Genomic DNA, 13,562 nt, shown 5'->3' on the forward strand with positions numbered 1-13,562 from the left:
TCCCTTACCCTCGCCCGGTTCGGCCACCTTGATTACCCGCCCTTCCCGGTCAGATCCGTCATATGAATATTCTTTCGACCATGGGTGCGGCGGGGGCGGAGGTGCTGCCGGGGCCGGTGGGGGGCAGGGACACTGTGGACGGGAGCCGTTTCCGGACGGGGGACGTGGACGAGGCGCGCGAGGAACTCGACGCCCGCTACTACGCGAACCGGATGGACGTCGTCGACCGGGAGAGACGCCCCTTCGCCGCGCGCTTCGACACCCTCGCGTTCGGCCCGCTGGTCATCGGCGACCTCAGCTGCGGCGCCGACGTGCGGATGAGCTTCGGGGAACTAGGCGCCTACCACCTGAACGCACCGTTCAGCGGCAGGATGGAGATGCGCCAGGGCGGGTCCTCGATCGTCGCGACGGCCGACGAGGCGCTGCTCCTCGACCCGGCGGGGGACACCTTCCTCGACCGCTGGACCGGGGACTGCAGGACCCTCTCGGTCAAGGTCGGCGCCGCCGAGCTGCGCGACCGCCTCGAACGGCTGCTCGGCCGCCCGCCCCGAGGCCCGCTGGTCTTCGCCCCCGGCCTGGACATCACCCGCGGCCCCGGTCTGAGCTGGGTGCGCTTCGCCCGCCAGGTGGCCGCGGAGGCGCTCGCCGGAGAGGGCCTCGCCCGGCACGAGCTGGTGGCGCGACCCTTGCAGGAGGCCCTGCTCAACGGACTGCTGCTGGCCGCGGAGCACCCCTGGCGCGAGGCGCTCGCCCACCCGGGGGAGCCGCGGCGGCCGGCCCCGGTCAAGCGCGCGATGGACGCGGTGCGGGAGCGCCCCGAGCACCCGTTCACGACCACCGAACTCGCCGCCCACGCGCGCGTGAGCGTGCGCCGCCTCCAGGAGTCGTTCCGCGAGTACGTGGGGATGTCACCGATGGCGTACGTACGGGAGGTGCGCCTCGACCGGGTCCGCGAGGAGCTGCGGACGGCCGCGCCGGACGAGGTGAGCGTGAGCGAGGTGGCCTGGCGCTGGGGCTTCGCCCACCAGGGCCGGTTCGCGGCGCGCTACCGCGAGAAGTTCGGCGAGACGCCGTCCCGGACGCTCCGGGCGTCGTGATGAGGACCCGTGTGCGGGGCCGTCGGCGCGCTCGGGGCGCACTCGGGGTGGCAGGCCGACGGCGGCGTGCGCGGGGGCGTGCCTCCGTGCGTCGACCCGCCGCGCAATCCGGACAGGTGCCGCGTTCCGCGGCTCGCGATGATCTTCGTCCGGGCCTACGGTGAGCGAGTCCGGTCTGCCAGCGCGCACCGTGACCCGGGCCCCGGCCGGCTCCCCCCGTATCAGTCCGGCCGGGTCCTGTGTAATCCGTCGTGACGCGCCGTCGTTCGTTCAGGCCAGGCCGCCGTTGCTCATCAGCAGCTGCCCGTTGATCCACTGGCCCTCGGTCGAGCACAGGAAGTCCACCAGGTGCGCGGTGTCCCGTGGGGTGCCGAGGCGGCCGAGCGGTGTCAGACCGGCCAGCTGCTCCCTCTGCTCCGCCGTCATCCATCCGGTGTCGACCGGGCCGGGGTTGATGACGTTCGCGGTGACCCCGAGGTGCGCGAGCTCGCGCGCGGCGGCCAGAGTGATGCGGTCGAGCGCGCCCTTGCTCGCCCCGTACGGAAGGTTCCCCACGGTGTGGTCGCTGGTCAGGGCGACGATACGGCCCGTGCCCGCGGGGCCGGTGAAGCGCCGCCCGTACGCGCGGATCAGGAGCCAGGACGCGCGCGCGTTGACCGCGAAGTGGCGGTCGAAGCTCTCCACCGTGGTGTCGAGGAGGCCGGAGTCGACCGACTCGCAGTGGGCCATGACGAGGGCCGTGACCGGGCGGCCGAACCGGTCCTCCACCGCGTCGAACACGCGCGCGGGGGCGTCGGGTTCGGCGAGATCGGCCTCGACGGCCATGGCGGCGGCGCCCCGCTCCGCGAGCTCCCCGAGGACCGCCTCGGTCGCGCCCCGCTCGACGCCCCACTCCATGCGCCGGTCGTAGGGCGTCCAGCAGGTGAGGGCGAGGTCCCAGCCCGACTCGGCCAGGCGCCGGGCGATGCCGGCGCCGATGCCGACGGTGCGGCCGACCCCGGTCACGAGGGCGAGGGGACGGGTCATGGGACCACTCCTGTCGGTGCGGGGTACGGGGTGCCGAGGTGCGGGCGCGGGGTGCCGAGGCGCGGGCCGGGTCAGTAGGGCCAGCGGGGCGGGTCCACGCAGAAGTGGCCGCCCAGGTAGAGGTCGTCGGCGCTGCCCTCCGGCGGGAGGCCCTTCTCGGCGATGAGCTTCTCCGCGTACGGCTCCGAGTCGTCCTGCGGCTCGAAGCCGATGGCCCGCGCCGTGGAGAGGTCCCACCACGCGCGCGTGTTGGCGGACGAGCCGTACACCACGGTGTGGCCCACGTTCTCGGCGGTGAGCGTGGTGTGCAGGAGGCGGGCGCAGTCGGCGGGGCTGAGCCACATCGACAGCATCCGTACCGAGGTGGGCTCGGGGAAGCAGGAGCCGATGCGGACGGAGACGGTCTCGATGCCGTGCTGGTCCCAGTAGAGCTGCGCCAGGTCCTCGCCGAAGCACTTGGAGAGGCCGTAGAAGGTGTCGGGGCGGTGCGGGGTGTCGACCGGGACGGGCGGTTCGCCGTCGCGCGGGCGCCGGGTGAAGCCGACGGCGTGGTTGCTGGAGGCGAAGACCACACGCCGGACGCCCTCCTCGCGGGCGGCCTCGTAGAGGTGGTACGTGCCGGCGATGTTGGCGGCCATGATCTTCTCGAAGCTCGATTCGAGGGAGATGCCGGCCAGGTGCACGATGGCGTCGACGCCCCGGACGGCCTCGCGCAGCGCCGCGCGGTCCGCGAGGTCGGCGACGATCGCGTCGGGCGCCCCCGGCACGGGGGCGACGTCCAGGAGGCGGAGGTCGTAGCCGTACGGGGGCAGCAGCTCCCGCATCAGCGTGCCGACGCCCCCGGCGGCGCCGGTGAGCAGGACGGTGCGGGGTGCTGACATGGAGCGCATCTCCTCTGTTGAGCGGCATTCACAACCGTGGACACGCTAGGGAGCGGCCGGACGGAGCGTCAAGAGCCGTCGATGGAGCGGGCTTCTTCCTTGACCGGCGCTTCCGCGCTGTTCTAGCGTGCGAGGCGGCACCGTTCAAGAATATGGATGACAGTCATACCTGTGCACGCGATGGCCCTGCACGACGGACTTTCCTGGGAGCGCCCGTGACCACTGCCCCGCTCGCCGGCCGCCTCGACGGCCTGCTGTTCTTCCCCGTCACCGCCTTCGCGCCGGACGGCTCCCTCGACCTCGACACCTTCCGCGCCCATGTCCGCGCGGGTGTCGAGGCGGGCGCCGCCGCCGTGTTCGCCTGCTGCGGCACCGGCGAGTTCCACGCCCTCACCCCCGAGGAGTTCCGGGACTGCGTCGCCGCCGCCGTCGAGGAGGTCGCCGGCCGCGTCCCCGTCGTCGCGGGCGCCGGCTACGGCACCGCACTCGCCGTCCAGTACGCCCGGCTCGCCGAGGAGGCGGGCGCCGACGGACTCCTCGCCATGCCGCCGTACCTCGTCGTCGCCGACCAGGCGGGACTGCTCCGCCACTACACCGAACTCGCCGCCGCCACCTCGCTCGACGTCATCGTCTACCAGCGCGACAACGCGGTCCTCACCCCGGCCACCGCCGTCGCCCTCGCCCGCACCGACGGGATCATCGGCCTCAAGGACGGCCTCGGCGACCTCGACCTCATGCAGCGGATCGTCAGCGCCGTCCGCGCCGAGGGCCTCGACCTGCTCTACTTCAACGGCCTGCCGACCGCCGAACTCACCGGCGCCGCCTACCGGGGCATCGGCGTCACCCTCTACTCCTCCGCCGTCTTCTGCTTCGCCCCCGACCTCGCCCTCGCCTTCCACCGCGCCCTCACCACCGGCGACGACGCCACGGTGGACCTGCTCGTCGACGGCTTCTACCGGCCGCTCGTCGAACTCCGCTCGCAGGGCAGGGGATACGCCGTCTCGCTCGTCAAGGCGGCCGTACGCAGGGGAGGCCTGGACGTCGGCGAGGTGCGCCCGCCGCTGAGCGAGCCCGCCCCCGAGCACGTCGACGAGCTCATGGTGCTCGTCGAGCGCGGCCGGGCCCTCCTGAAGGAGGCCGGGGCATGAGAGCGGCAGCCTTCCTCTACCCCTGGGACGTCGACGGCGACCCCGCCGCACCCGCGCTCCTCGCCGGGCTCGGTCTCGCACAGGTCACCCTTGCCGCCGCCTACCACTCCACCCGGGCGCTGACCCCCCGTCACCCGGCCCACCGGATCGTCACCGCCGAGTACGCCGCCGTGCACTACCCGCCGGACCCGGACCGCTGGGCGGGCCGCACCCTCCGCCCGTACCCGGCGGGGGACTGGGCGCCCGGCGACTCCTTCGGGCGGGCCGCCGAGGCCCTCGGCGCCGCAGGCCTCGACGTGCACAGCTGGGTCGTCCTCGCCCACAACTCCCGCCTGGGCGCCGAACACCCGGAGACCTCCGTCGTCAACGCCTACGGCGACCGCTACCCCTGGGCGCCCTGCATCGCCCGCCCCGAGGTCCGCTCCCTGCTCGTCGACCTGGCCGCCGAGGCCGCCGTACGGCCCGGCGCGGCCGGCACCGAGCTGGAGTCCTGCGGCTGGTACGGCCTGGCCCACCTGCACGCCCACGACAAGACCGGCGGCGTCGCCCTGGGGGACCGGGAGCAGTACCTGATGTCGCTCTGCTTCTGCCCCTCCTGCCGTGAGGGGTACGGGGAGGGGGGCGCCGACCCCGACGAGCTGGCCGCCGCCGTGCGCGGCGCCCTGGAGCCCGTGTGGGCGGGAGCGGGACCGGCCGGCGGGCTGGGCGCCCTGGAGGCCCCTGCCCTGGCCTGGCGCGCCCGGACCGCCCATACCTTCCAGGAGGCCGCCGTGACCGCCGTACGGGCCGCGGCCCCGCCCGGCTTCCGGATCCTGCTGCACGCCGACCCCGACCCGTACCGCTGCGGCGCCGACGCCGGCACCGACCCGGCGCACGTCCTCGGCCTCGCGGACGGGGTGGTCGCCCGGCCGCCCCGGGTCGCGGACTTCGCCGCCCACGCCCGCCCGGACACCGTCCTCGCCGCGAACCTCTCCGTCGTCGCCGGTATGGGCGGCGCCCCGGACCGGCTGGCCGAGGACGCCGAGCGGGCCCGTGACGCGGGAGCGACCGAACTGCGGCTCTACCACGCGGGTCTGGCCTCCGACGAGGACCTGACCGCCGTCGGGACGGCGCTGCGGAAGCTGGGTTAGGGCAGAGACGCGGGTCGCCGGAGGATCCGGCGACCCGCACCAGGTCGGCCCCCTCACCAGGCCAGGTCCTCCAGCGCGTCCAGATCCGGCATCTCCGCGGCCACCGGTTCCATCCCGGCCCCCGCCACCCGCAGCTCCGCCCAGATCGTCTTGCCCCTGCGGGCGTACCGCGTCCCCCAGCGCTCCGCGTACTGCGCCACCAGGTACAGCCCGCGGCCGCCCTCGTCCGTCGTCGCCGCGTGCCGCAGGTGCGGCGAGGTGCTGCTGCCGTCCGAGACCTCGCAGATCAGCGTCCGGTCGTGGAGCAGCCGTACCCGGATCGGATCGGCCCCGTACCGCACCGCGTTCGTGATCAGCTCGCTGAGGACCAGCTCCGCGGAGAACGCGAGCCCTTCGAGCCCCCACTCCGCCAGCTTCGCCGCCGCCGCGTTCCGTACCGGCGAGACCGCCGACGGATCGCGCGCCACCTCCCACTCGGCGATCCGCTCCCGTTCCAGCAGCCGGGTCCTGGCCACGAGCAGCGCGATGTCGTCACGCGGCGACGGCGAGAGCAGCGTCGCGAGCACGTCCGCGCAGATCTGCTCAGGGCTGCGGTCCCGGCGGGCCAGCGTCGACCGCAGCAGCCCGAGGCCCGTGTCGAGGTCCCGTCCCCGGTCCTCCAGGAGGCCGTCCGTGAAGAGCACCAGCTTGCTGCCCTCCGGCAGCCACAGCTCCGTCGTCTCGAACGGCACGTCGCCGAGACCGAGCCCCAGCGGCAGCCCCGGCGGCAGCTCGGGGAACTCCACCCGCCCGTCAGGACCCACGAGCGCAGGACCCGGATGTCCCGCGCTCGCCACCGTGCACAGGCCGGACGCCGGGTCGTAGATCGCGTACAGGCAGGTCGCGCCGGTGATGCCCTCCTCGCGGCGCCGGCTCTCGACGTCCGGCCCCTCCGACTCCCGCTCGTCGATGCGGCCCGTCAGCTCGTCGAGATGGCCGAGCAGTTCGTCCGGCGGCACGTCGAGCGTCGAGAAGTTGTGCACCGCCGTCCGCAGCCGTCCCATGGTGGCCGCCGCGTGCAGCCCGTGCCCCACCACGTCCCCCACCACGAGCGCCACCCGGGCGCCCGGCAGCGGGATCACGTCGAACCAGTCGCCGCCGACGCCGGCCTTCGCCGGGAGATAGCGGTACGCCACGTCCACCGCGTTCTGGTCGGGCAGCACCCGGGGCAGCAGGCTCCGCTGCAGCGTCACCGCCATCGCGTGCTCCCGGGTGAACCGGCGCGCGTTGTCGATCGCGACCGCCGCCCGCGCCGCCAGCTCCTCCGCGAACGACAGGTCCTCCTCCCCGAACGGCTCCGGGGTGTCCGCGCGCCAGAAGTTCGCCATCCCCAGGACCACCCCGCGGGCGCGCAGCGGCACCGTGAGCAGCGAGTGCATCCCGAACGCCAGGGCCTGCGCCGCCCCCTCCGGGTCCTGCGCCCGCCAGCCCTCCGCCGCCGCCAGCTCCGCCTGCACCACCGCGTGGCCCGCGCCCAGGGCCCTCGCCATCGGGGTGCTGGGCACGTCGAACCGCACGATGTCCCCGACCGGCTGCAGCGGCTGGTCGGACCGCAACCCGCTCAGTGCCGTCCGCCGCATCTCGGTGGCCGCCGAAGCGGAGCCCGGCGGCTCCTCCCCACGCAGCACCGGTTCGAGCAGCTCCACGGTCGCGAAGTCCGCGAAGCGCGGTACGGCCACCTCCGCCAGCTCCTCCGCGGTCCGCACCACCTCGAGCGTCGTCCCGATTCGCACACCCGCCTCGTACAGCAGCTGGAGCCGGCTACGGGCCACCGCCGCCCGGCCGGTCACCGCGGCGAGTTCGGTGGTGTCCCGCATCGTCATCACGCTCCCGGACTCCGAGCCGTCCGTGACCGTGGGCCGTACGCTCACCGCGAGCAGCCGGTCGCCCGCGCGGTGCACCTCGTCCGTCGCCGACCGGCCCGACACGAGGAGTTCGACCGTACGGGGATCGAGGCCGAGCTCCGAGACGTGCCGCCGCTCCGCGTCAGCCGTGAGACCGAGCAGCCGGCGCGCCTCGTCGTTGGCGAGCAGCAGCCGCCGGTCGGGGCCCACGATCAGGACCCCTTCGCGCACGGCGTGCAGCACCGCCTCGTGGTGCTCCTTCATCCGGGTCATCTCGGCCGGGCCGAGGCCGTGCGTCTGCCGCCGCAGTCGCCGGCTCACCAGGGCGGCCCCGCCCACGGCGAGGACCAGCGCGCCCCCCGCCGCGCCCGCGAGCAGCGGCAGCCGGCCCTCCACAGCCTGCGTGATGCTCTCCACCTCGACGCCGCTGGTGACCATGCCGACGATCCGGCCCCGGTCGTCCACCACGGGGACCACGGCCCGTACGGCGTCGTTGGGCGCCCCCCTGAACAGTTCGGTGAAGGACTCGCCGTCCACCACGGCGCGCGTGAGGTCACCGGTCGCCTTGAGGCCGATCAGTTCCGGTTCCGAGTCGGTGTACCGCAGTCCGGCCGGACTCAGGACCGCGATGAAGTCCACGCCCGTCGCCCGGCGGGTGGCCTCCGCCCGGTCCTGGAGCTCCGCCGTCGGATCGGCCGAGGTCAGGGCGTCGTCGATGCCGGGCGCCTTCGCGAACGCCTCCGCGACCGCGAGCGAGCGGACCCGGGCGTCCCGCTCGGTGTCGTTGCGGGCCTGGTAGAACGTCACGAACACGGCCGCCGCGATCACCAGGAGCGCGATCAGCGCCTCCAGGGCGAACACCTGTCCGGCGACGCTCCGCAGCCCGGTCCCGCGCTCACCCGGGCCCGGGCGCCCGCCGCGCGCCCGCCGCCGGTCCCGGGCACTCATCCCGTGCTCCTGGCGATGAGGAGCGCCACGTCGTCCGCCGCGCCCGGTCGGCGCAGCGCCCGCAGCAGCTCGTCACAGGTCTCCTCCAGCGGCCCGCGCGCCTTGTCGAGCAGGCCGACCAGGACGGCGAGCCGCTCGTCGATCGCCTCGTCGCGGGTCTCGACCAGACCGTCCGTGTACAGCACGAGCCGGTCCCCGGGCCTGAGGGGCACCCGGGTCGTACGGAACGTGGCGCCGCCCACGCCGAGCGGCAGCCCGGGCGGCACCTTCACCAGTTCGGCCGGTCCGTCCACCGGGACCCGTACCGGCGGCAGATGGCCCGCGTTCGCGATCCGGCACCGGCCGAGGACCGGGTCGTGCACGACGAACAGACAGGTGGCGATGTAGTGCTCGAGACCCGCCGTGATCCGGTCCAGGTGCCGCAGCACCTGGGCGGGCGACAGATCGAGGTCAGCGAACGCGCAGGTCGCGGTCCGCAGCCGCCCCATCGTCGCCGCCGCGTCGATGCCGCTGCCCATGACGTCCCCGACGACGAGCGCCGTCTTGTCGTCGGCCAGCGGGATCACGTCGTACCAGTCGCCGCCGACCTCGCTGGACGCCTGCGCCGGCTGGTAGCGGGCCGCGATCTCCAGGCCCGTCCGCTCCGGCGGCGCCCCGGGCAGCAGACTGCGCTGGAGCGTCACGGCCGAGTTCCGCACGCTCTGGTACCAGCGCGCGTTGTCGATGCTCACCGCCGCGCGGGCCGCGAGTTCCGTCGCGAGCAGCACGTCGTCGCCGTCGAAGGGCAGCGCGTTGCGGTCCCGCTTGAGGTCGAGCGCGCCGAGCACCTCGCCGCGCGCGATCAGCGGCACCGCCAGGTACGAGTGCACCCCTGCCCTGGCGAGCAGCTCCGCGGCCTCGGGGTTCCGTGCGATCCGGGCCAGGTCACCGGGGCCGACGTGTTCCACCAGGACCGGCAGACCGGTGTGCACGCACCGGGTGACCAGCCGGTCCGCCCCGTACATCGCGACCGCCCCGGGCGGGTCCGCCGCCGGCAGCGCCTCCGTCAGGGCCCCCGCCTTCACGGCGAGCGCCCGGAACAGCTCGGGCCCCTCCTCGGGGGCGCCGGGTCTGCGCAGCGCCAGGACCGAGTCGAGGACGTCGACGGCGGCGATGTCCGCGAGCTCCGGCACCACCACGGAGGCCAGCTCGTCGGCCGTCCGCTCCACCTCCAGGGTGGTGCCCACCCGGGCCGAGGCGTCCGCGATCAGCGCGAGCCGCCGCCGCGACCGGGCCGCCGCCGAGTCCGCCCGGTGCCGCTCGGTCACGTCGATCACCGAGGCGGCGACCCCCAGGACCCGGTTCTCGGCCCCTTCGAGCCGGTAGAACGACACCGACCAGGAGTGGTCGTGGTCCGGGTCCGCGGGGGTCCGTCCGACGACGGGCCGGTCGAGCAGCGGCGTCCCTGTGGCCAGGACGTTCCGCAACGATGCCGCCACGACACCGGTGTCGAACAGGGGCAGCACGTCGCCGACCCGCCGCCCGATGTGCAGCGCGGCCGGCACGCCGTCGATCCGTTCGAGCGTCGGGTTCACCAGGACGTAGCGCAGATCGGTGTCCAGGACGGCGAGACCGATGGGTGACTGGGAGACGAGCCGGTCGGAGAGGGCGAGTTCGGTCTCGACCCGTTCGACGGCGGAGCGGTCCGCGGAGATCCCGAGGGCGTACAGAGCGCCCAGGTCGTCGGTGAGCCGCATGTTGCGGAACTCCACCTGCCGGACGCTGCCGTCCTTGTGCCGTACGGGGAAGGTGCCGGCCCAGGCGGTGCCCTCGCGCAGCACCTCGCCGAAGAGGCGCATCGCCTCCTCCCGGTGTTCCTCGCCGACGATCAGCCTGGCCACGTACCGGCCGAGGGCCTCGTCGGCGCCGAAACCGAAGAGGGTCTCCGCCTGCGGGCTCCACAGCACGATCCGACCGCGCGCGTCCACCACGATGGCGGCGACCCCGAGCACGTCCAGGAGGCCCTTGCCGCCCAGGGGCACACCGACGGGCCCCGACGCCCCCGGCAAGGAACCGGCCGTCACACTGCCCTCCTCCCGCCGTGCCGTGCCTCCTTCCATGCTCGCCGCCCGCCGGTCACCCCGCACCGCGAACGGCACCCGTCCGCGCCCCCTGCCCCACGACCAGGCAGGCCGCCCAGGAGGCTCCCGCCACCGCGAGCAGCGGCAGCAGGACGTGGATGTCGACCAGGGCGACCAGGGCCGCGCCGAGGGCGAGGGCCAGCGCGTTCGGGGCGAACACCAGGGTGTTCGCGGTGGCCGCCACCCGGCCCACCGCCTCCGCGGGGGCCTCCCGCTGCACCGCCGTGACCACCGCGACGAGCACCCACGGAAGGCCCAGACCGATCACCGCGCTCGCCGCCAGGGCCGTCGCCTCGTACGGCAGCGCCCGCACCCCCACGGCCACCGCGAACAGCGCGAGACCGACGGTGGCGAGGACCCGCTCGGAGACCCTGCGGAGCAGCGGTCCTGTGACCAGGCCCGCGAGGACCGAGCCGACGCCCTGTACGGCGTACAGCACGCCGGCGTACGCGGGGGAGTGCCCGAGCCCCTTGTCGACGACGGCGTAGATCGCGGCCCCGTTCACCCCGGCCAGCAGCATCGTGAACGCGCCCGTCGCCACCAGGGGCCGCAGCACCGGCGAGACGCGGAGCAGCCGCACACCCTCGGCGGTCTCCCGCCACCAGTGCCGGGACCCGGAGGGGGTGGGGCGCGCCTCCCGTACGGGCATCAGCGCGAACACGCCCGCCGCGACCGCGAAGCTCGCCGCGTCGAGGAGGGCGACGGTCCCGCCCCCGTACCGGGTGTGGATCCCCGCCGCCACGAGCGGGGCGACCAGCTTCATCGACTCGTTCGCGGTCATCCGCAGCCCGTTGAGGGTGCCCAGCCGCTTCTCGTCCAGGGCGGTCGCGATCAGGGCCTGCTCCGCCGCCTCGTGGACGGCGCCCTGCGTCCCGTACAGCACGAGCACGGCGAACAGCAGCCATACCCTGTCCGCCGACTCCACCCACAGGAGGAGCGGCAGCAGCCCCGCCATCCCCGCGTTCAGGACGACCAGGAGCGGCCGACGGCGCACCCGGTCCGCGAGCGTGCCGAGGAGCGGCCCCAGGAGCACGGGCGCCCAGAGGGCGAAGGCGGTCAGCGCCGCCAGACTGTCGGACCCCGTCAGGGACTTCACCCAGATCCCGGAGACCAGCCACATCGCCGTCGTACCGAATCCGGACACGACGACACCTGTCAGATACCAGCGCATGAGCCGAAGACTGACGCCTGAGGTGGGGCTCGCGGATCGGGCGGATTCCCTAGAGGGTGTCCGGCGAGGGCGCGCGGGTATCGCCGGCGCCCCGCTTCTCGTACCGCAGCGCCGCCCCCGTCACCAGCGCGCCCAGGCCCTCCCACAGGCCCACGCCAAGGAATCCGGCAGGGGCGCGGCCGGTGACGACCGCGAGGGTGAAGACCGCGCAGGTGAGGAGGCGGAAGGGGACCGTCCAACGGAAGAAGGGCTTCCAGTCGGCGAGCGCGGCCAGCACGTAGTAGACGCCCATGTTCAGCGCTGCCATCGAGGACGCCGTCAGGAAGACGAGGGTGTGGTCGCCGTCCGCGCGCCCGCCCTCGGGCACCGGCTCGAAGCCCATCACGGTGAGCAGCGCGTCCGGTACGACCAGGCCCACCACCCCCAGCGCGGCGGCGAGCACACCGAAGACCGCGATGGTCCAGCCGGACAGGGAACGGGGCAGGCGCACGGCGGTCCTCCGCGAGGTGAGTGCAGGGTCGGTGGATCGAATACGTGCTCGGATGCGAGCGTGACCCTGCATATCGTGTGACGGGGCCCGACGGCCAGTCGGGCCCCGTCCACCGTCACTTCAGCGCCGCGGCCATCATCTTCTGCGCCACCGGGGCCGCCAGGCCGTTGCCGCTGACCTCGGAGCGGGCCGCGCCCGAGTCCTCGATCATCACCGCGACGGCGACCTGCTTCCCGGTCGAGGAGTCCTTCGCGTACGACGTGAACCAGGCGTAGGGCGTCTTGCTGTTGTTCTCGCCGTGCTGGGCCGTCCCCGTCTTGCCGCCGACCTCCGCGCCGTCCACGGCCGCGTTGGTGCCCGTGCCCTTCTCCACGACGGTCACCATCGCGCTGCGCAGCTGCTCGGCCGTCGAGGAGGAGACGACCCGCTCGGTGTCGCCGTCCTCGAACGACGTCAGCGCGTCGCCGTCGGAGTCGACGACCTCCGAGACCATGTGCGGGGAGGCGAGCAGACCGTCGTTGGCGATCACCGCGGACACCATCGCCATCTGGAGCGGGGTCGCGGTCACGTCGAACTGCCCGATGCCGGTGAGCGCCGTCTGCGCCTTGTCCATGCCGGACGGGTACACGCTCGGGTACGCCCGCACCGGCACGTCGAGCTCGGCGTCGTCGAAGCCGAACTTCTCCGCCGTCGCCCTCACCTTGTCCTGCCCCAGGTCGGCGGCCATCTTGGCGAAGACGTTGTTGCAGGAGTACTGGAGCGCGGTGCGGATCGTGGCGTTCTCACAGGGCGCGGAGGCGTTCTCGTTCTTCAGCACGGTCCGGGTGTTCGGCAGCGTGTACGGGTCGGGGCTCTCGGTCGCGGTGTCCACCGACCCGTACAGGCCGTCCTCCAGGGCCGCCGCGGCGATGACCAGCTTGAAGGTGGAGCCGGGCGGCAGCGGCTGGCGCAGCGCCCGGTTGACCAGCGGCTTGTCCTCGTCGGTGGTCAGCTCCTTCCAGGCGTCGCCGTCCGTCGTCCCGGCGATCTTCGACGGGTCGTACGACGGGGTGGAGGCCAGGGCCAGGATCCGGCCGGTCGCCGGGTCGAGGGCGACGGCGGCGCCCTTCTTGTTCCCGAGCGCCCGGTAGGCGGCCTCCTGCACGTCCGGGTCGATCGTGGTGACGACCGTGCCCGGTTCCTGCTGCTTGCGCGTGACGGCGTCGACCGGGTTCTTCAGCCGGTCGTCGGTGCCGTCGAGGACGTCGCCGTAGATGCCCTCCAGCTGGGTGGCGCCGTACGCCTGCGAGCTGTAGCCGGTGACCGCCGCGTACAGCTCGCCGTCCGTGTACGTGCGCTCGTAGGCGAGATCCGATCCCTCCGTCTTCTTCGAGCCGGTGACCGGCGAGCCGGCCACGACGATGTTGCCGAGCGGGTGCGCGTACTGCGCGATGGTCTTCCGCCGGTTCTTCGAGTCGTCCGCGAGCGCCTTGCCTTCGTACGCCTGCACCCAGGTGGCCCGGCCCAGGAGGGCGAGCACCAGGAGCAGGACGAAGACCGACGTGTGCCTGATCGTCTTGTTCATCGCACCTGTGGGGACGAACGGGGCGGTGGGTGGCGTTCCGGATGTGTCCGGTTTCTCAGGGAACCTTCATCCGGAGCCTTCATCCGGAACGGACCTGCCCGCCC

Annotated in this window: 10 protein-coding genes; 3 read left to right on the plus strand and 7 right to left on the minus strand. The window is 73.9% G+C overall.

Features of this window, described 5'->3' with window-relative positions:
• The first annotated feature begins 80 nt into the window (after positions 1–80).
• On the plus strand, positions 81–1,097 hold the full coding sequence (locus IO20_RS0102745) for an AraC family transcriptional regulator (protein ID WP_245684845.1): 1,017 nt from the start codon (positions 81–83) through the stop codon (positions 1,095–1,097).
• Positions 1,098–1,367: 270 nt separating this feature from the next.
• On the opposite strand, the gene IO20_RS0102750 is transcribed toward IO20_RS0102745, so the two are convergent.
• Positions 1,368–2,123, minus strand: coding sequence for an SDR family oxidoreductase (locus IO20_RS0102750; protein ID WP_030547029.1), 756 nt, complete (start codon positions 2,121–2,123; stop codon positions 1,368–1,370).
• Positions 2,124–2,194: 71 nt separating this feature from the next.
• Positions 2,195–3,004: an NAD-dependent epimerase/dehydratase family protein gene (locus IO20_RS0102755; RefSeq protein ID WP_030547027.1), complete on the minus strand. Its 810-nt coding sequence runs from the start codon at positions 3,002–3,004 to the stop codon at positions 2,195–2,197.
• A 215-nt stretch (positions 3,005–3,219) separates the two neighbouring features.
• On the opposite strand from IO20_RS0102755, the gene IO20_RS0102760 reads away from it, so the two are divergent.
• Both IO20_RS0102760 and IO20_RS0102765 read left to right on the plus strand, forming a co-directional pair.
• The gene (locus IO20_RS0102760) at positions 3,220–4,152 is read left to right on the plus strand and encodes a 5-dehydro-4-deoxyglucarate dehydratase (protein WP_030547025.1); all 933 of its coding nucleotides are present in this window, start codon (positions 3,220–3,222) and stop codon (positions 4,150–4,152) included.
• On the plus strand, positions 4,149–5,282 hold the full coding sequence (locus tag IO20_RS0102765; protein WP_030547023.1) for a hypothetical protein: 1,134 nt from the start codon (positions 4,149–4,151) through the stop codon (positions 5,280–5,282). The genes IO20_RS0102760 and IO20_RS0102765 overlap by 4 nt, the downstream gene beginning before the upstream one ends.
• 53 nt (positions 5,283–5,335) lie before the next feature.
• Here the strand turns inward: IO20_RS0102765 and IO20_RS0102770 are convergent, their stop codons facing one another.
• The 5 genes from IO20_RS0102770 to IO20_RS0102790 all read right to left on the minus strand — a co-directional run bounded on the left by IO20_RS0102770 (position 5,336) and on the right by IO20_RS0102790 (position 13,458).
• Positions 5,336–8,113, minus strand: coding sequence for a SpoIIE family protein phosphatase (locus IO20_RS0102770; RefSeq protein ID WP_030547021.1), 2,778 nt, complete (start codon positions 8,111–8,113; stop codon positions 5,336–5,338).
• Positions 8,110–10,176, minus strand: a complete 2,067-nt coding sequence (locus tag IO20_RS0102775) for a SpoIIE family protein phosphatase (RefSeq protein ID WP_030547020.1) — start codon at positions 10,174–10,176, stop codon at positions 8,110–8,112. The genes IO20_RS0102770 and IO20_RS0102775 overlap by 4 nt, the downstream gene beginning before the upstream one ends.
• A gap of 52 nt (positions 10,177–10,228) precedes the next feature.
• Positions 10,229–11,404, minus strand: coding sequence for an MFS transporter (locus IO20_RS0102780; protein ID WP_031126709.1), 1,176 nt, complete (start codon positions 11,402–11,404; stop codon positions 10,229–10,231).
• 49 nt (positions 11,405–11,453) lie between these two features.
• The gene (locus IO20_RS0102785) at positions 11,454–11,894 is read right to left on the minus strand and encodes a hypothetical protein (protein ID WP_037634400.1); all 441 of its coding nucleotides are present in this window, start codon (positions 11,892–11,894) and stop codon (positions 11,454–11,456) included.
• A gap of 115 nt (positions 11,895–12,009) precedes the next feature.
• Positions 12,010–13,458: a peptidoglycan D,D-transpeptidase FtsI family protein gene (locus tag IO20_RS0102790; RefSeq protein WP_030547015.1), complete on the minus strand. Its 1,449-nt coding sequence runs from the start codon at positions 13,456–13,458 to the stop codon at positions 12,010–12,012.
• Between the last annotated feature and the right edge of the window lie 104 nt (positions 13,459–13,562).

The organism is Streptomyces exfoliatus (assembly GCF_000725545.1).
Lineage (GTDB): Bacteria > Actinomycetota > Actinomycetes > Streptomycetales > Streptomycetaceae > Streptomyces > Streptomyces exfoliatus.

What these genes read in the sequence shown, in the direction of transcription:
- IO20_RS0102745 (WP_245684845.1), top strand. Translation starts at nt 81, where the DNA reads ATGGGTGCGGCGGGGGCGGAGGTGCTGCCGGGGCCGGTGGGGGGCAGG.
- IO20_RS0102750 (WP_030547029.1), bottom strand. Translation starts at nt 2,123, where the DNA reads ATGACCCGTCCCCTCGCCCTCGTGACCGGGGTCGGCCGCACCGTCGGC.
- IO20_RS0102755 (WP_030547027.1), bottom strand. Translation starts at nt 3,004, where the DNA reads ATGTCAGCACCCCGCACCGTCCTGCTCACCGGCGCCGCCGGGGGCGTC.
- IO20_RS0102765 (WP_030547023.1), top strand. Translation starts at nt 4,149, where the DNA reads ATGAGAGCGGCAGCCTTCCTCTACCCCTGGGACGTCGACGGCGACCCC.
- IO20_RS0102770 (WP_030547021.1), bottom strand. Translation starts at nt 8,113, where the DNA reads ATGAGTGCCCGGGACCGGCGGCGGGCGCGCGGCGGGCGCCCGGGCCCG.
- IO20_RS0102780 (WP_031126709.1), bottom strand. Translation starts at nt 11,404, where the DNA reads ATGCGCTGGTATCTGACAGGTGTCGTCGTGTCCGGATTCGGTACGACG.
- IO20_RS0102790 (WP_030547015.1), bottom strand. Translation starts at nt 13,458, where the DNA reads ATGAACAAGACGATCAGGCACACGTCGGTCTTCGTCCTGCTCCTGGTG.